14 protein-coding genes are annotated in these 16,420 nt (G+C 66.2%); 7 read left to right on the forward strand and 7 right to left on the reverse strand.

What is annotated here, in order from left to right; all coding sequences use genetic code 11:
• Window positions 1-89 precede the first annotated feature (89 nt).
• From modA to ACOOE2_RS07305, 3 genes are read left to right on the forward strand one after another with little or no spacing between them, the layout of a single operon-like run.
• Window positions 90-890 (forward strand): molybdate ABC transporter substrate-binding protein, encoded by an 801-nt coding sequence (modA, locus tag ACOOE2_RS07295; protein WP_420382352.1) that lies wholly within the window; start codon window positions 90-92, stop codon window positions 888-890.
• On the forward strand, window positions 890-1,588 hold the full coding sequence (gene modB, locus ACOOE2_RS07300; RefSeq protein ID WP_420382353.1) for a molybdate ABC transporter permease subunit: 699 nt from the start codon (window positions 890-892) through the stop codon (window positions 1,586-1,588). The genes modA and modB overlap by 1 nt, the downstream gene beginning before the upstream one ends.
• Window positions 1,578-2,201, forward strand: coding sequence for an ATP-binding cassette domain-containing protein (locus tag ACOOE2_RS07305; RefSeq protein WP_420382354.1), 624 nt, complete (start codon window positions 1,578-1,580; stop codon window positions 2,199-2,201). The genes modB and ACOOE2_RS07305 overlap by 11 nt, the downstream gene beginning before the upstream one ends.
• Before the next feature lie 191 nt (window positions 2,202-2,392).
• On the opposite strand, the gene ACOOE2_RS07310 is transcribed toward ACOOE2_RS07305, so the two are convergent.
• From ACOOE2_RS07310 to ACOOE2_RS07325, 4 genes are all read right to left on the reverse strand, one after another.
• Window positions 2,393-4,393 carry a potassium transporter Kup gene (locus ACOOE2_RS07310; RefSeq protein ID WP_420382355.1) on the reverse strand — a complete coding sequence of 667 codons (2,001 nt, stop codon included), beginning with the start codon at window positions 4,391-4,393 and terminating at the stop codon, window positions 2,393-2,395.
• Between the two features lie 77 nt (window positions 4,394-4,470).
• Entirely contained in the window at window positions 4,471-6,141 is a 1,671-nt protein-coding gene (locus ACOOE2_RS07315; RefSeq protein WP_420382356.1) for a TolC family protein, read from the reverse strand.
• Between the two features lie 197 nt (window positions 6,142-6,338).
• Entirely contained in the window at window positions 6,339-7,673 is a 1,335-nt protein-coding gene (locus ACOOE2_RS07320) for an HlyD family type I secretion periplasmic adaptor subunit (protein ID WP_420382357.1), read from the reverse strand.
• Entirely contained in the window at window positions 7,670-9,244 is a 1,575-nt protein-coding gene (locus tag ACOOE2_RS07325; protein WP_420382358.1) for a type I secretion system permease/ATPase, read from the reverse strand. Before ACOOE2_RS07325 ends, ACOOE2_RS07320 begins: the two co-directional genes overlap by 4 nt.
• A 62-nt stretch (window positions 9,245-9,306) precedes the next feature.
• Between ACOOE2_RS07325 and ACOOE2_RS07330 the strand changes: the two genes are divergently transcribed.
• From ACOOE2_RS07330 to eat, 4 genes are all read left to right on the forward strand, one after another.
• Entirely contained in the window at window positions 9,307-9,831 is a 525-nt protein-coding gene (locus tag ACOOE2_RS07330) for a MarR family transcriptional regulator (protein ID WP_420382359.1), read from the forward strand.
• Window positions 9,832-9,954: 123 nt separating this feature from the next.
• Entirely contained in the window at window positions 9,955-11,343 is a 1,389-nt protein-coding gene (locus tag ACOOE2_RS07335; RefSeq protein ID WP_420382360.1) for an ethanolamine ammonia-lyase subunit EutB, read from the forward strand.
• Window positions 11,340-12,119: an ethanolamine ammonia-lyase subunit EutC gene (gene eutC, locus ACOOE2_RS07340; RefSeq protein WP_420382361.1), complete on the forward strand. Its 780-nt coding sequence runs from the start codon at window positions 11,340-11,342 to the stop codon at window positions 12,117-12,119. The genes ACOOE2_RS07335 and eutC overlap by 4 nt, the downstream gene beginning before the upstream one ends.
• Entirely contained in the window at window positions 12,116-13,462 is a 1,347-nt protein-coding gene (eat, locus tag ACOOE2_RS07345) for an ethanolamine permease (RefSeq protein WP_420382362.1), read from the forward strand. Before eutC ends, eat begins: the two co-directional genes overlap by 4 nt.
• Window positions 13,463-13,485: 23 nt before the next feature.
• Here eat and ACOOE2_RS07350 read toward each other — a convergent pair whose 3' ends face one another.
• From ACOOE2_RS07350 to ACOOE2_RS07360, 3 genes are all read right to left on the reverse strand, one after another.
• Entirely contained in the window at window positions 13,486-14,061 is a 576-nt protein-coding gene (locus ACOOE2_RS07350; protein ID WP_420384573.1) for a hypothetical protein, read from the reverse strand.
• Entirely contained in the window at window positions 14,061-15,569 is a 1,509-nt protein-coding gene (locus ACOOE2_RS07355) for a mannosyltransferase (RefSeq protein WP_420382363.1), read from the reverse strand. The genes ACOOE2_RS07350 and ACOOE2_RS07355 overlap by 1 nt, the downstream gene beginning before the upstream one ends.
• 74 nt (window positions 15,570-15,643) lie before the next feature.
• Entirely contained in the window at window positions 15,644-16,321 is a 678-nt protein-coding gene (locus ACOOE2_RS07360; RefSeq protein WP_420382364.1) for an energy transducer TonB, read from the reverse strand.
• Window positions 16,322-16,420 lie beyond the last annotated feature (99 nt).

The following is a 16,420-nucleotide window of genomic DNA, read 5'->3' on the forward strand; positions in this document are numbered from 1 at the left end:
GCAGGCTTTTTTCATGTTTGCTGCAAAAGCGCAATGTCACCTGTTGGGCGGGCTTTTCGTGGCCGGGGTCCTGCTCTATACGCCCGACTATGGGAACCGACCACACATTGACCCGCCGGATCTGGCGCTGCCTGACCGTCGCGTTCGGCCTGCTGGCTGCGCTGACGATATTGGCGCCACCCGCGCTGGCCGAACCAAAGCCGCCGCTGGTGCTCGCCGCCGCCAGCCTGCAGGAAGCGATGACCGCCGCCGCAGAGGCCTGGGCGCGCCGGGGCCATCCGCGCCCGGTGGTGTCGTTCGCCGCGTCATCCGCGCTCGCGCGACAGATCATGGGCGGGGGGGATGCCGACCTGTTCATGTCGGCCGACGAAGACTGGATGGACACCCTCGCCAAAGCCGGGTTGATCGTGCCCGAAACGCGCACCCGCCTGCTGTTTGGTGCGCTGGTGATCGTCGGGCCCGCGGGCGGCCGGCTGCATCTGCGCCCGGCGCCGGGCTTTGCGCTGGCGCGCGCGCTCGGCGGGGGCAAGCTGGCGATGGCCGATCCCGACAGCGTGCCCGCGGGGCGCTACGGGCGTGACGCGTTGCAGCATCTGGGCGTGTGGGATCAGGTGTCGGGCCAGGTCGCGCGCGCGGAAAACGTGCGCGCAGCATTGGGGCTGGTCGCGCATGGCGCTGCGCCACTCGGCATCGTCTATGCAACCGACGCCTTTGCCGAACAGCGGGTGCGCATCGTCGGCGTATTTCCGGCCGCCAGCCACGCGCCGATCGACTATCCGCTTGCGCGGTTGAAGTCCTCGACCAATCCCGAAGCCGAGGCGTTTCGCCGGTTTCTGCTGTCCAGCGAAGCAAAGGTGATCTTCCGCCGCTATGGCTTCGTCGCACCCTGATGCTGACGGCTGACGAATGGGGCATCGTCTGGCTGTCGCTGCAGGTCAGTCTTGTCGCCATCGCCGGCGCGCTGCCGGTCGCGTTTGGCCTGGCGTATCTGCTCGCGCGCGGGCGATTTCCCGGCAAAGTCGTGATCGATGCGCTGGTTCATCTGCCGCTGGTGTTGCCGCCGGTGGTGGTCGGCTGGATGCTGCTGATCGCCTTTGCGCCAAATGGACTGCTGGGCGCGCTGCTGCAACGCTGGCTGGGGGTGTCGCTGATGTTTCGCTGGACCGGCGCGGCGCTGGCGGCAGCGGTGATGGCGCTGCCGCTGATGGTGCGGTCGATCCGGCTGTCGATCGAGGCGGTTGATCCCCGGCTGGAGGCGGCGGCGCGCACACTCGGCGCAGGGCGGATCGATGCGTTTGTCACGATCCTGCTGCCGCTGGCACGCCCCGGCGTACTGGCGGCGCTGGTGCTGGGGTTTGCGCGCTCGCTTGGCGAATTTGGCGCGACGATCACGTTCGTATCGAATGTGCCGGGGCAGACTGCCACGCTGCCGCTGGCAATCTATTCCGCGCTGCAGGTGCCGGGGCAGGAGGTCACGGTCTGGCGCCTGGCGCTGATTTCGGTGGTGTTGTCGCTGGGTGCGTTGATCGCTTCGGAAATGCTCGTCCGTCAGGGGCCTGGTCGCGACCGGGATGCGCATGTCCTTTGATATCGCGCTGTCGCTGACCCGGGGCAGCCGCCGGATCGAAACCGTCTTTGCGACCGGGGCCGGCATAACCGCGCTGTGCGGGCCATCGGGCGCCGGCAAATCGAGCGTCCTGGCGGCGATTGGGGGGCTGCTGCGGCCTGACCAGGGCCGCATCGTGGTGGCGGGTGACGTCGTCTACGATAGCGCCGCCGGGATCGCGCTGGCGCCCGAGATGCGCGCGTGCGGCATGGTGTTTCAGGACTTGCGGCTGTTTCCGCATGTGTCGGTCGAGGCGAATTTGCGTTACGGGCAGCGTCGTTCGCCGCCATCGCGGCGGGTCGTCGATTTTGGCGAGACCGTGCGGTTTCTGGATATCGCTCCGTTGCTTGCCCGGCGGCCGGGCACATTGTCGGGCGGTGAAGCGCAACGCGTCGCGATCGGTCGCGCGCTCCTGTCGGGCCCGCGCTTCTTGCTGCTCGATGAACCCCTCGCGGCACTCGATGTCGCGTTGCGAGAGGGGATCATGACGGTGATCGAACGCATTCGCGCGGATTTCGCGCTGCCGATGATTTTGGTAAGCCACTCGGCCACCGAAGTCGCGCGGCTGGCGGATCATGTGGTGATGATGGACTGATAAATCCTCCCCGGAACGGGGAGGGGGACCGCGCCCCTTTTTCTTGGGGCGTGGTGGAGGGGCGGTGCCTCATGGCGCGCACTTTTCGGTGGGGCGCTGTTGTGGGGCGCGTCTTGGTGGTCGATTCCCTTGGGGCACAGCCCCACCACCACTGCTTCGCGTGGTCCCCCTCCCCGTTCCGGGGAGGAATTTTAGAGTTCCAGCTGGCTGCCGAGTTCGATCACGCGGTTGGTGGGCAGGCGGAAAAACTGCATCGCGGTTTCGGCGTTGCGGATCATCCAGGCGAACAGTTTTTCGCGCCAGATCGCCATGCCGGGGCGCTTCGATGCGATCAGCGTCTGGCGCGCGAGGAAATAGCTGGTGTCCATCGGTTTGAACGCGCCGCCGGCGCGGGTTTCCAGCGCGAGTTCGGCGGGCACGTTGGCCTCGTCCATGAAGCCGATGCGGATGATCATGCGGTAGAACCCGTGCCCGACCGCTTCTACCACGCGCCGCGATTCCGACGGGATGTGCGGCACGCCCTCGGTTTCGACAGTCAGGATGATGACGCGTTCGTGCAGGATGTGATTGTGCTTCAGGTTGTGCAGCAGCGCGGGCGGAATGCCTTCGGTGGTGGAGGACAGAAACACCGAAGTGCCCGGCACGCGGCGGACTTTGTCACATACCGAATTCAGGAACAGGTCGAACGGCATCGAATCTTCGGCCAGGCGTTCGCGCAGGATCATGCGTCCGCGCGCCCAGGTCGTCAGCACGATGAACACGATCGTCGCAATCGCCAGTGGAAACCAGCCGCCGTCGGGAATCTTGGTGATATTCGACGCGAAATAGGCGCCGTCGACGATCAGGAACACACCGGTGACCAGACCGGCCAACACCGGCGGCCATTTCCACACGGCAAAGGTCAGAATGCCGAGCATGCACGCAGTGATGAACATCGTGCCTGTGACCGCGATGCCGTAAGCCGAAGCCAGGTTGTTCGACGATTTGAACCCGACCACCAGCAGCAGCACAAGCGCCAGCAGCAGCCAGTTGACCAGCGGCACATAGATCTGCCCGGCGGCCTTGGCGCTGGTGTGGAGGATACGGATGCGCGGCAGATAGCCAAGCTGGATCGCCTGTTGCGAGATCGAATAGGCGCCCGAAATGACCGCCTGGCTGGCGATGATCGTCGCCAGCGTGGACAGGATGACCAGCGGCAGGCGGCCCCAGTCGGGCGCCATCAGGAAGAACGGATTTTCGACGAGTTTGGGATGGCGCAGCAGCAGCGCCGACTGGCCCAGGTAATTGAGCAGCAGGCACGGAAACGCGACCCACAGCCACGCGACGATGATCGCGCGGCGGCCAAAGTGGCCCATGTCGGCGTAGAGCGCCTCTGCGCCGGTGACCGCCAGGATGACCGAGCCGAGCGCGAGGAAGGCGAGCATCGGGTCGAGCGTGAAAAATTTCACCGCGTAGACCGGATTGATCGCCCACAGGATTTCGGGCGCCTGCCAGATGCCGCATATACCCAGCACCGCGATCACGGCGAAATACACGAGCATGACCGGGCCAAACAATTTGCCCACCGCTGCTGTGCCGCGCGACTGGATTGCAAACAGCCCGATCAGGATCACCACCGAAATCGGCAGGACCAGCGACGAGAATGCGGGTTGCACGATCTCGAGCCCTTCGACTGCCGACAGCACCGACATCGCGGGCGTGATGATCGCATCGCCATAGAACAGCGCCGTGGCGATAATGCCCAGCATCACGGTCAACGCCGTCAACCGGTTCGGGCCCATGCGGCGGCCGATCAGCGCGAGCAGCGCCAGGCTGCCGCCTTCGCCCTTGTTGTCGGCATGGAGGATGATGAACACGTATTTGATCGTGACGACCAGCGTCATCGTCCAGAAAATCAGCGACAGCACACCATAGATATGCGCCGGATCGACCGCGAGCGGATGGGCGCCGATAAAGCTTTCGCGGAGTGAATAGAGCGGGCTGGTGCCGATATCGCCGAACACCACGCCGATTGCGCCAACCGCGAGCGTCGACAGGCTGTCGCCGTGGTGTGCGTCGTGGCCGGGCAGGCCCGACGTGTCGCCGCCTTCGTCAGACGCTTGCGCCGCATCGGGCAAGGCCGATTCGATCAGCGCGGCATCCGACAGGGTGACACCCGGCAGATTGGTCTCTGGAATAATGGAGTCGCTCATCCCGCGCAATTACGCGCGCGTTACGCCGGGTGCCAGCGTATTTATGCTTTCTTTATGGGCTCGCCTGGCTGGCCGCGTCAGCGGCGCTGCGGCGCGCCGGCGATGGTCGGCGCGGGCGGGTCGGTCAGTACGGCGGCGGGCACGGCGGTTGCATCGGCCGGATCGCGGTTGGCGCGGGCATGGACGGGCGGCAGCGTCAGGGTGTCGAGCGCGCGCAACAGCGGCGTGATCAGCGGCAGGTCGTCGCTGTGGCGCACTTTGTCGAGATGGCGCGTGTCATCGTAGGTCGCCTGGCCCGGCAGCATCGTGCCCGGCTCCAGCGCGCCGATCAGCGCCATGACCCGCGCGACATCGCTGATGGCAGCCGCCGTTGCCTGGTTGGCGCCGCTGCGCACGGTCAGCACTTCGAGCGCGATCTGCAGCACGTCGAACGTGGTGATCTGGCCCTCACGCTCCTGAATCAGAGCGCCGTCATACGCCTTTTGCGCGGCGACCGCGGCCCTGGCATAGCGCGCGGCAGAGGCAGTCTGCGCCAGCCAGTCGTTCCATGACGCCGCGATCGCCGCGCGGGTGTCGCGCGTCGCGGCATCGATCAGGCGCCAGTCGGAATCGTTGGCCGCCACCGCATCGGCGATCTGCGTGCGGCGGATACCGCTTTCGAATATCGGGCCGCTGATCACGACGCTGGCGATTTCCTCGTTGTAACGCGCGGTGTTGTTATACGGGCTTTCGCTGGCATACAGCGCCTGCGCGCGCAGATCGACACGCGGCATCAGGTTGGCTCTGGCCGACGCAACCCCGGCGCGCGACACCCGCTCGCGCTCGTGCGCGGCCAGGATCACGGGGCTGTGCGCTTCGGCATAGGCATAGGCATCTTCGAGCGTGCGCACCGACATCGGCATTGCGGCCGGCGGGCCCAGCGCAGAGTCGGCGCGTACGCCAATCTTCTGCACGAAGGTCGCCTCGGTGCTGCCTTGCGCGCTTTGCGCAGCGTACAGTTGCGCATGCGCCTCCTCGACCCGGGTTTCGACGAGTTGCAGGTCGGTTGCAGTGATCTCGTGCAGTTTCATCCGGGTGCGGTTGTCGAGCAGTTCCTGATCGAGTGCGGTCAGGTTGTCGCGCGCGATCGCAACCGCTGCGCGATCGCGGATCAGCCCGGTATAGGCGGCCACCGCATCATAGAACGCGGTCTGTTCGGTCTGGCGCAACAGCTGTTTCTGAAACCCGCGCTGCGCGGCGGCGTTGCGCTCGGCGGCGGCGTTGCGGCCAAAGGTAAACAGCGGCATGGTCAGCACGGCCATTGCCGAATTGCTGACCCCGCGACTGATCGTCGGCGTCAGCTGGCCCAATTGGCGCTGGATCGCGCCGGGATCATCGCGATCGCGCTGCCAGCCGAGCATCAGCTGGTAATCGAGCTGCGGTCCATACGCTGCGCGCGCTTCGGGAATGCGGTAATCGTAGCTTTTGACCAGTGCGCGCTGCGCGAGCACCGCCGGCGAGGTCCAGTAGGCCAGCGCCATGGCGATCGACCAGTCTGCGACAGGTGTATCGCTGGTGGCTGCGGTGCGGATCTCTGCAGGGGTTTCGGGGGGTAGTTCCACTGCGGGGCGGGTACGGGGTTGGTCGTCTTCGCGTTGGTCTTCGTCGCGTGCGCTTTCGTCATCGACCGGGCCGACGCGTGTGGGTGTGCTTTCGGCGGCTGTTTGTGCGTGTCCAGCGACAGGCTCGGGATAAGCGGGACTTGTCATGTGGGTGGTGCGCGGCATTTGCGTGCATAACGCGGCAAGCGCACCGTGCTGAATAAAGGGATCCAAGGGCAATGGCCCTTGGCCGCCGGAGGCCCTTCCTTCGCACATAGGCGCGAATTGCCGATCCAGCCCGGGATGATGAGCCTGTGCGGTGGCGGCGAGGCCCGAGGCGAGTGCGATCGCGAGGAGCATGCCGGTCAATTGTCGCGGAAGGCGCGCGCAAACTGGTCGCGCAGGGGTTTCAGGGCGTAGGACAGCAGCGACCGGCTGTTGGTGGCGATGTGGACTTCGGCAGGCATGCCGCTTTTCAGGTCGAGCGCTTCGTGGGCGACCATGGCGGGGTCGAGGGCGATATGGACGAGGTAGTAGGCCTGTTTCATCTCGGCGTTTTCGGTGCGGTCGGTGGCGACGTAAGTGACTGTGCCGGTGATTTCGGGGGTTGCGCTGCGGCTGAAGCCGGAGAATCGGACGCGGGCGGGCAGGCCTGGGCGGATATGGTCGATGTCGGCGGGGCTGATCATCGCTTCGATTTCCATGGCCTCGTGGTCGGGCACGATTTCCATGATCGGTTCGGCGGAGCGGATGACGTCGCCGATCGCGGTGAAGGCAATCTTTTCGACGGTGCCGGCGTAGGGGGCGTGGATTTCGCTGCGGTCGTGGGTGTCGCCGGCGGTGACGCGGCGCATCTGCTGCTGGTTGAGTGCGGTGTTGATCTGGGCGAGGTTGGTGCTGGCCTCGACCCGGCGGGTTTCGCCGAGCTGGATCGATTGTGCGCGGGCTTCGGTGATCTTGGCGCGGGTCTGGGCGATCTGTGCCTCGAGCGAGCCGAGCGAGCCGCCCATGTCGGCCATGGTGCGATCGAGCTGGTTCATGCGGCTGATCGTGACGAGTTGGCGATCCCACAGTTCGCGCACGCCGGCGCGTTCGCGATCGATCAGGCGGCGCTGTTCGGTGATTGCGGCGATCTGCGCCTGAAGGCCGTGGATTTCTGCGTTGTTCTGCGCGATGCGGGCGGCAAGTTGCGCGTGCATTTCGGCGGCTTCGGTCTGGCGCAGAGCGAAGATGTGGCGTTCGTCGGCCATCGCCTTGAGCGCGTCATGGTTGTGCGAGGTGGTCAGCTCGTCGGGAAAGGCGATGGCGCCGCCAATCCGTTCGGCCTCAAGCCGCGCCTTTTGCGCGAGCAATTGTGCGACGGTCAGGTCGGCGAAGTGCGCGTCGGCGCCGGTGACGCGATCGTCGAGCCGCAACAGCACCTGGCCCGTACCGACATGCTGCCCATTGTGGACCAGAATGTCGGCAACCACGCCGCCTGCGGGATGCGCGATACGTTTGACCCGCGATGCCACGACCACCTGGCCACTGCCGATCACCGCGCCGCCGATCGGTATGGTCGCGGCCATTACGAACAGGATCACCAGGAGCGCGGCAAGGCCGGCAAACAGCCCGCGCAAGGTCCCCGGTGCGGCCGGGGCCGCGGCATCGTCCTGCCACAACCTTGGCAATCCGGCCGGGGTGTGCCCGAGCGGGCTCATGCCGCCGCCTCCCGCAGCGGCGTTTCGGTCACGGCTTTCCCCCGGCCCAGCACGGCGTCGCGCTCGCCGAAATCGACGAGCCGGCCATTCTGCATGACGGCCATATGCGTCGCGGGGCCGAGCGTCGCCGGGCGGTGGGTGATCATCACGACGATCCCGCCGCGGCGCTTGACCGCCTCGATCGCGCTGGCGAGAGCGGCATCGCCGGTCGCGTCGAGATTGGAATTGGCCTCGTCGAGGACCAGCAGGAACGGATCGCCATACAGCGCGCGGGCCAGCCCGATGCGTTGACGCTGCCCGGCCGACAGCGCGCCGCCACCGGCCGAAACGCGCGTGTCATAACCATCGGGCAGCGCCAGAATGGCGTCGTGCATCCCTGCCGCGCGCGCGGCCGCGATGATCGCCGCGGATTGCGCGGCCGGATCGAACCGCGCGATGTTTTCCCCGATGGTCCCGTCGATCAGGTCAACGGTTTGCGCGACGTAGCCGAAATGCTGGCCAATACGGTCGCTGCCCCACTGGTCGATGGTCGCGCCATCAATGCGGATGTCGCCGCGTTCGGCGCCCCAGATTCCCAGCATCGCACGAACCAGACTGGATTTGCCCGCAGCGCTCGGGCCGACCAGCGCCAGCACCTGACCCGCCATCAGTGTCAGGCTGACGCCCTGAACGGCAAACCCGGACGACGAACCGGGCGGCGCGATCCATACATCGCGCAGCGCCAGGTGCGCGACGGGCGTATCGAGCACGATCGTTCGCGGCAGGGCCTTTTGCCAGGTGGCGAGGCCGGTAACCATGCGGCCCCAGCCGGCACGCGCCGCGACAAAGCCGCGCCAGTGCCCGATCGCCATGTCGACGGGCGCCAGCGCGCGGCCCGACAGCACGGAGGATGCCAGGATCACCCCGCCGCTGGCCCGGCCGTCGATCACCAGCAGCGCGCCCACCGTCAGGATCAGCGATTGCAGCACCATGCGAAACATGCGGCTGGCCCCGCCAAAGCGCAGCATGGTACGCGCGAGATACGTCTGTGCCGCGATGTAGCGCCCCTCCCACGCCTGGGTGCGGTGCATCAGCCGGCCGGTCATGCCCATCGCGAGCGCAACTTCGCCAAAGCGGATTTCGGCCATTGCGGCGGCAGACCGCTGACCGATGATCATCGCCAGATCGTGCGAACCGGCGCGCGTGCGGCGATTGGACCACGCGGTCAGCCCGGCCATCACCAGCGTTCCGGCAAGCGCGGTCAGCCCCAGCCACCAGTGCAGCGCAAACAGCACCACCATGAAGATCATGACCCACGGCAGATCGATCAGCGCCAGCGGGCCAGAGCCTGCCAGAAACGCGTGGATCGCATCGAGATCGCGGATGAATTGCAGATCGTCACCGCGATCGGGCGCAGTCGCGGTGCCCGCGCGCAGCGACCGTGTAACGGTGGCGTGGTGGACCGCTTCGAACAGATCGTCGTGCAGTCCGTTGGCGATGCCGAGCAGCGCCTCGCCCCTGATCGCTTCGAACAGCGCCTGAAACGCATAGATCATCAGCAGCATGGCAAACAGACCGGCCAGCGTCGGCACGCTGCGGCTGGATTATATGCCCTGGCGCCCTGCCTGACGGCAAACGCTCGCGGGCTCGCTGCATGACGGTGCGCAACACCCGGACCCCGGGGGGTGGTTCGGGGCGGCCAGGCAAAGTCGAACGCGCCATGCGCGCGGCGCCGGTATCCACGTTTCCCCAAGTCGCCGGCGATGCCGGATCGCTCGCGCGGCGCGAGCGGCTCGCACTGACTCTCGCGCGCGAATTCTATGCCGGGCGCAGGCGGCGGGCACGGTATCTCAGCGCCGACCTGTTTGGCGAACCGACATGGGATATCCTGCTCGACCTGTATGTCGCGGCGCGCGAAAACCGCCGTGTGCCGACGACCAGCGCGTGCATCGGCGCGCATGTCCCGCCGACCACCGCCTTGCGCTGGCTGCGCATCCTGGAAATGCGCGCAATGGTCGAACGCGAAGAGGACGGCCGCGATGGGCGGCGCACGTTCGTCAAGCTGACCGAGCGTGGCCATACGGTCATGGAGGCGTTTCTGGGCACGATGGCCGACACATTGCTGTCAGCGCTCAACGATGCGGACGAATGCACGACGCTGAACGAAGCGGCGCAGTAGCGCGAGGACCCGGCAGATCGACCAGGATCTGCCGGGTTTTGCCCATATTGGCGCAAGCGACTTGCCAGACAATCGTTTCGGGTGTGTCTGTGTGCCAGGATTGGCAAAGGATGCCGCGCACACATGCCCTATCGCTGCGATTTCGCCGGAGAACGCCATCATTTCACCAGCCTGGCGCAAGTCATGGCCTGCGCTTCGCCGGCGCGATCGGGTGATGCACTGGCCGGGCTATCGGCGCAAAGCGCCGCGCACCGCGTCGCGGCGCGCGCGGTACTGGCCGATCTGCCACTGCGGCATTTCCTCGATGTCGCGCTTGTGCCTTACGAAAGCGACGAAGTTACCCGGCTGATTGTCGACACCCACGATACCACCGCGTTTGCGCCCCTGTCGTCAATGACCGTCGGCGATTTGCGCGACTGGCTGTTGCGCCCCGAAACCGACAGCGCTGCGCTTGCCGCGGTGGCACGCGGACTGACCCCCGAAATGGTCGCCGCGGTATCGAAACTGATGCGCAATCAGGATCTGATCATCGTCGCGCAAAAAGTGCGGGTGGTGACAGCGTTTCGCAACACCATCGGCCTGCCCGGGCGGCTGGCGACGCGGTTGCAACCCAATCATCCCGCCGACGATCCGCGCGGGGTGGCCGCCGCCGTGCTCGACGGACTGATCCACGGGGTCGGCGATGCGGTGATCGGGATCAATCCGGCGACCGACAGTGTGCCCGGGGCACTGCGACTGCTGACGATGCTCGACGATTTGCGCGAACGCTATGCGATCCCGACACAGGCCTGTGTCCTGACACATGTGACCAACAGCCTCGACATCATCGCGCGCGGCGGCCCGGTCGACCTGGTGTTCCAGTCGGTCGCGGGCAGCGAGCTGGCCAATCGCGGGTTCGGCATCGACCTGGCACTATTGCACGAGGCGCACGACGCTGCGCGATCGCTGGGGCGCGGCACGGTCGGGCGCAATGTGATGTATTTCGAAACCGGGCAGGGCGCAGCGCTGTCCGCCAATGCGCACCACGGCGTCGATCAGCAGACGATGGAGGCCCGCGCGTACGGCGTGGCCCGCGCGTTCGATCCGTTGCTGGTCAACACTGTGGTCGGCTTCATCGGCCCCGAATATCTGTACGATGGCAAGGAGATCATCCGTGCCGGGCTCGAAGACCATTTCTGCGGCAAGCTGCTCGGGCTGCCGATGGGGTGCGATGCGTGCTATACCAACCATGCCGAGGCCGACCAGGACGACATGGATACGCTGATGACCGTGCTGACGGTGGCGGGGTGCAGTTTCCTGATCTGTGTGCCTGGCAACGACGACGTGATGCTCAGCTACCAGAGCCTGTCGTTTCACGATGCGCTGGCGCTGCGCACGATGCTCGGCGTGCGCGCGGCGCCCGAATTCGAGACGTGGCTGGAGACGATGGACCTGATCGCGGCTGACGGTTCGATCCGCACGCTTGAAAACGGCCCGGCGGGCCTGGTGCATCTGCTGGTCGATGCGGCGTGAGCGACGATCCGGTCACGCCTTCCGCACGGGCTGCCTTGTGGGACCGGTTGCGTGCGGCCAGCCCGGCGCGGCTGGCACTGGGGCGGGTGGGCCATGCGCCGCCGCTGGGCGCGGTGCTGGCGTTTCAGCTCGATCACGCGCGGGCGCGCGATGCGGTTCACGCGCCGCTCGATAGCGGCGCTTTGGCAGATGAACTGGCGCCAATGCCCACGATCGTGGTGACGAGCGCGGCGGGCGATCGCGCGACCTATCTGCGGCGCCCCGACCTGGGCCGGGCCTTGGCGGCCGGATGCGCAGAGCAACTGGCATGCGGGCAGGGCGGATACGATGTCGCGATCGTGATCGGTGACGGCTTGTCGGCGACCGGCGTGCAGAACGGCGCAGCCCGATTGGTCCACGCGCTGATTGGCGAATTGCAGGGGCTGACCGTGGCGCCCATCGTGATTGCCACCGGTGCACGGGTTGCTCTGGGCGATCCGATCGGCGAAGCGCTGCGTGCGCGTGCGACCGTCATGGTGATCGGCGAACGCCCGGGGCTGACCGTGGCCGACAGCCTGGGCATCTACCTGACTTTCAGCCCGCGCAGCGGCCGCGCCGACAGCGAGCGCAATTGCATCTCGAATATCCATGCTAACGGCGGCTTGTCGGCGCAACACGCGGCATCCTTGTTGGCGCGCCTGTTGCGAGAGGCCTTGCGGCGCGGGCTGTCCGGTGTTGATCTGAAAGACGACGCGGACGTTTTGCCCGCGCCTGATACGAAACGGATCCCTGAATGACGCAAACCCCACCGACCGGCCTGTCCCAACGCCTTGGCGCGTTTCATCTGTGGGGCATTGCCGTCGGGCTGGTCATTTCGGGGGAATATTTCGGCTGGAGCTATGGCTGGGCGACCGCCGGCACGCTCGGGTTTTTGGTGACGACGGCGCTGGTCGCGGCGATGTATGTCGCGTTCATCTTTTCATTCACCGAGCTGACCACCGCAATCCCGCAGGCGGGCGGGCCGTTCGCTTATGCCAATCGCGCGTTCGGGCCGTTGGGCGGGGCGATTGCCGGGTTTGCGACGCTGGTCGAATTCGTGTTTGCCCCGCCCGCGATCGCGCTGGCCATCGGTGCTTATCTCAAAGTGCAGTATCCGTGGGTCAATCCGACGCAGGCCGCGACCGTCGCCTATCTGGTGTTTGTTACGCTCAATATCGTCGGCGTGCATATTGCCGCGACATTTGAACTGTTCATGACCTTGCTCGCGGTCGGCGAACTGCTGGTGTTCATGGCTGTCGTCGCGCCGTCATTCCACTGGTCGAATTTCGTCGCCGGGGGGTGGGCAGGGCACGACCATTTCACCCCTGCCGCGATCGGCGGCATGTTTGCCGCGCTGCCGTTTGCGATCTGGTTTTTCCTGGCGATCGAGGGTGTGGCAATGGCCGCCGAAGAGGCGCGCGATCCACGCCGGACGATTCCGCGCGCGTATATCGCAGGGATCCTCACACTGGTCGCGCTGGCGTTCGGGGTGATGCTGCTGGCGGGGGGGTCTGGCGACTGGACCCAGATCGCCAACATCAACGATCCGCTGCCACAGGCGATGCGGCGCAGCGTCGGCAATTCCAGCGGGTGGCTGCATATGCTGGTCTGGCTCGGCATGTTCGGGCTGGTCGCGTCGTTTCACGGTATCATCATGGGCTATGCGCGGCAGATCTTTGCGCTGGCCCGTGCCGGGTTCCTGCCACGCGCGCTGGCCCGGCTGCATCCGCGATTTCACACGCCCGATCTGGCGACGATTGCCGGCGGGGTGATCGGCGTGGCGACGATCTGGTCAGACAACGTGGTGCATATCGCCGGGCAATCCCTGACCGCCAGTGTGGTTACGCTGTCGGCGCTGGGCGCGCTGTCGATGTATATCATGGCGATGGCCGCGCTGTTCCGCTTGCGCACGATCGAGCCTGCGCTGGTTCGCCCGTTCCGCGCGCCGCTCTACCCGTTTGCGCCGGCGTTCGCGCTGGTGATGGCGGTGATCGCGCTGGTCATGCTGGCGTGGAACAACGTGGTAATCGCCGGGATTTTTGCGGGTTTGATGATCGCACTCGTCGGCGGATCGATGGCGCTGCGCCGCCGCGAAGCATAATCCTCCCCGGGCCGGGGACGCTATCATTCATACAGCAGATCATCCGCGGGCGCGTTCAGCCCCGCAATAATCGCCACGCGCTGATCCTCGGGCAGCACCCCCGGCTGGTCGAGCCAGCGGCGCAACGCCCAGATCTTGCCCGGATCGACACGCCCGTCCTGCCATTGGTCGACGATATAATCGCCTGCTTCGGGAATCCCCCCCTTGATCGCAACGATAAGATACGCGAGCGCATCGTTGGGCACCTGCCGGTCGCGATCGTTGTCGATCAATTGCGCAGCAGCCCATGCGCCGGTCGCATCGCCGTGATCGCCGGCAAGGCGGAACCAGTGCAATTCATGCCCCTTGCGGTCGATCAGCGGCAGCGTACCGGGCACGTTCAGATAAAAATCCCCGATCTTCAATCCGGCGGCAATGTCCCCTGCCTCGGCACGGTCGGCCAGGCATCGCCCCGCCGGCGTCTGTTCGACCGGTATCCCGCGCCGGGGCGCATCGGCGGAAAGCACGGCATCCGGTGCGCATGGCCCGGGCGCCGGGGCCTTGGCCGCTGGCGTACACCCCCATAGCGTCAAGACCGCGATCAGACCCAGACCCCGCATCACTTGCCGCGCCTTTCCATCGCCGGCTGATAGGTAAAATCGCCGGCATCGCCCTGGCAGCCGCCGCTGCGGACAAACACGCACTGGCGGCGCTCGTCGATCGGCAGATCGCCCTGGTGCCAGCATTCGACCAGATGAAACGTCGCGGGCAGGGCGGGCCTGTCGAGTTGCGCGGCGATCATGACATTGTATCGGCTGACCATTGCATGCGCTTGCGCGGGAGCTTCCGGCCCGTCGAACAGCAGCGCTGGCACCGGGCGGTTGAACAAGCTGATGGCCAGCGCCGGATGGTTGGGCTGATTGTAGAGGCCCAGCCCGCATACGCCGGGCTGTTCGCCCGCGATCGCCAGTGTGCTGAACGCCTTGTCGCCCTGGCGCCAATACATGATGAATGTCGGCGCCAGCGACACCGCCAGGCTCAGCCCCAGCCAGGCAATGCCCAGCACGATCAGTGTGCTGCGTTCCCCGGGCATCGCGCACGGAAAACGGCGGCGCAGCCAGTCACACAGTTCGGCCGAGCCGATCGCTGCCAGCAGGACCAGCGTCGTCGCGCCCAGGATGACGAAGCGGTATTCCTTGTGCGCGATCAGCGAATGCGGAATGTAGATCGCAACTGCAATTGCCAGCAGCATCGGCCGGCGCCATGCGCCGATCGCCACCAGCGGCACGATCGCCAGCGCGGTCCAATACCACGTTTCGATCTGGAACTGCGCAAACCACCAGGGCGGCTGCGTGCCGAACATCGCTGCGCCGCCCGCCACGACATTGAACGCAATGCTGCGCCAGATCCACAGCAACGGCACATGGCCCGTGACCAGATCACACAGCCCGCCCAGCACGATGCCTGCGGCAAAACCCAGCGTCAGCATTGGCAAAACCGCGCGCCAGTTGCGCCCCAGGCTCCACACCGCGATCAGCGCGATCGCAGGCAGGTAATGAAACCGCACCACGAACCCGAGCGCGAGCAGCAGGCCCAGCGCCAATGCATTGCGCCGCTGCGGCTGATATCTCACGCGCTGGGCGAGGGCCATCGCCGGAAACAGCAGCGCCATGCCCAGCCCCTCTGCCGACGGGCGCACGCCGAAATAGAACACTTCGCACCAGATCGCCGCGACCCACGCCGCGATCAGCGCGTGGCCGCGCCCAAGCGGTCGCGCCAGATCATACCATGCGATCGGAATGCCGAGCGAAATGACCGCCAGCATCGCGCGCATCAGATAGATATGCAGCTGCGTATCGGGCGAAAGTGCATGGCCCAGCGCCAGCGGCGGCACCAGCAGCACGGGCACGAACCACCCGCGCAAGCCGGCATGAAACTCCCACGCGCGCACCCACGATCCGGTAACGAGGCCATAGGCCGGCTCGAGATATTGCCACACTTCGTCGGCGTGCAGCACGGTCATCTGGCTGCCCAGGCCCAGCCGGAAGGCCAGCGCAATCGCCAGGATTGCCCACAAGGCGCGGTCATCGCGCAGCCGGCCGCCCGGATATGGTGCCCTATTCCGCAATCCAAAGCCCCCCGGTGTGCCGCGTATCAGCGCGCATACCGAGGGGAAAGGCGCGCGACAAGCGCGTTACAAATTCAGTCCCCCGGTACTTCATTGATACGCCAGCGAATTGCGCCATCATAAGTGCCCGCGCCGGCCGCGCCGCTGCTGTCGTGCGCCGGGCTGAACCGCGCGCGCTCGGTCACTTTGGCGCAGGCCACGGTGTCAAGCTCGGGATGTCCGCTCGATGCGGCCACGCTGCAACTTTCGACCCGGCCATCGCTGCCGATCAGCAGATGCAACCGCGTCACCCCGCTCCACCCTTCGCGCAAGGCACGCGACGGATAATCATCCGTGGTGATCCAGGCCCCGCGATCGCCGAGCGGACGCGCGGCGACGGGCGCAAATGTCGGGGTCGGATGGGGCTCGGGCGTAAAATCGGTCAGAAACCCGTCGCCCTTGCCGGCGCCCGGCTGCATCGGCAACAGCTCACCAAGCGCAATATCGGTGGGCTGGGCGAGGCCGGGTAGCGCAGGCTGCGGGGCGGCCACGGCATCATGGCTCGGCGCGGCGGCATGCGCGACGCGATCGGGCTGGGGATGAGGGGGGGGCGGGGGGACGTAGGCCCAGTTCGCAGCCGGCAAGGCCTTGTGGATCACCTCGGTAATCACGCCACCGGCAAAGGTGGACAGCAGCGCCGCCCCGATCCCGACATGGATGGCCCCGACAACAAGTCCGGTGCGAAGTGTACTGCGTGTAGGGCTTTCATACATCGTCTTTCTCCCTTGTGTGACTGCGACAGAACCTCCGTGTGTAATGGTGTAACATTACCACCATTCTCCGCGTGGCCAAGCGTTAAATTCCCGCCCCCA

It is taken from the genome of Novosphingobium sp. (assembly GCF_965214355.1).
GTDB lineage: Bacteria > Pseudomonadota > Alphaproteobacteria > Sphingomonadales > Sphingomonadaceae > Novosphingobium.

What these genes read in the sequence shown, in the direction of transcription:
- ACOOE2_RS07360 (WP_420382364.1), bottom strand. Translation starts at nt 16,321, where the DNA reads ATGTATGAAAGCCCTACACGCAGTACACTTCGCACCGGACTTGTTGTC.
- modA (WP_420382352.1), top strand. Translation starts at nt 90, where the DNA reads ATGGGAACCGACCACACATTGACCCGCCGGATCTGGCGCTGCCTGACC.
- ACOOE2_RS07310 (WP_420382355.1), bottom strand. Translation starts at nt 4,393, where the DNA reads ATGAGCGACTCCATTATTCCAGAGACCAATCTGCCGGGTGTCACCCTG.
- ACOOE2_RS07315 (WP_420382356.1), bottom strand. Translation starts at nt 6,141, where the DNA reads ATGACAAGTCCCGCTTATCCCGAGCCTGTCGCTGGACACGCACAAACA.
- ACOOE2_RS07335 (WP_420382360.1), top strand. Translation starts at nt 9,955, where the DNA reads ATGCCCTATCGCTGCGATTTCGCCGGAGAACGCCATCATTTCACCAGC.
- ACOOE2_RS07305 (WP_420382354.1), top strand. Translation starts at nt 1,578, where the DNA reads ATGTCCTTTGATATCGCGCTGTCGCTGACCCGGGGCAGCCGCCGGATC.
- eat (WP_420382362.1), top strand. Translation starts at nt 12,116, where the DNA reads ATGACGCAAACCCCACCGACCGGCCTGTCCCAACGCCTTGGCGCGTTT.
- ACOOE2_RS07320 (WP_420382357.1), bottom strand. Translation starts at nt 7,673, where the DNA reads ATGAGCCCGCTCGGGCACACCCCGGCCGGATTGCCAAGGTTGTGGCAG.
- ACOOE2_RS07330 (WP_420382359.1), top strand. Translation starts at nt 9,307, where the DNA reads ATGACGGTGCGCAACACCCGGACCCCGGGGGGTGGTTCGGGGCGGCCA.
- modB (WP_420382353.1), top strand. Translation starts at nt 890, where the DNA reads ATGCTGACGGCTGACGAATGGGGCATCGTCTGGCTGTCGCTGCAGGTC.
- ACOOE2_RS07350 (WP_420384573.1), bottom strand. Translation starts at nt 14,061, where the DNA reads ATGCGGGGTCTGGGTCTGATCGCGGTCTTGACGCTATGGGGGTGTACG.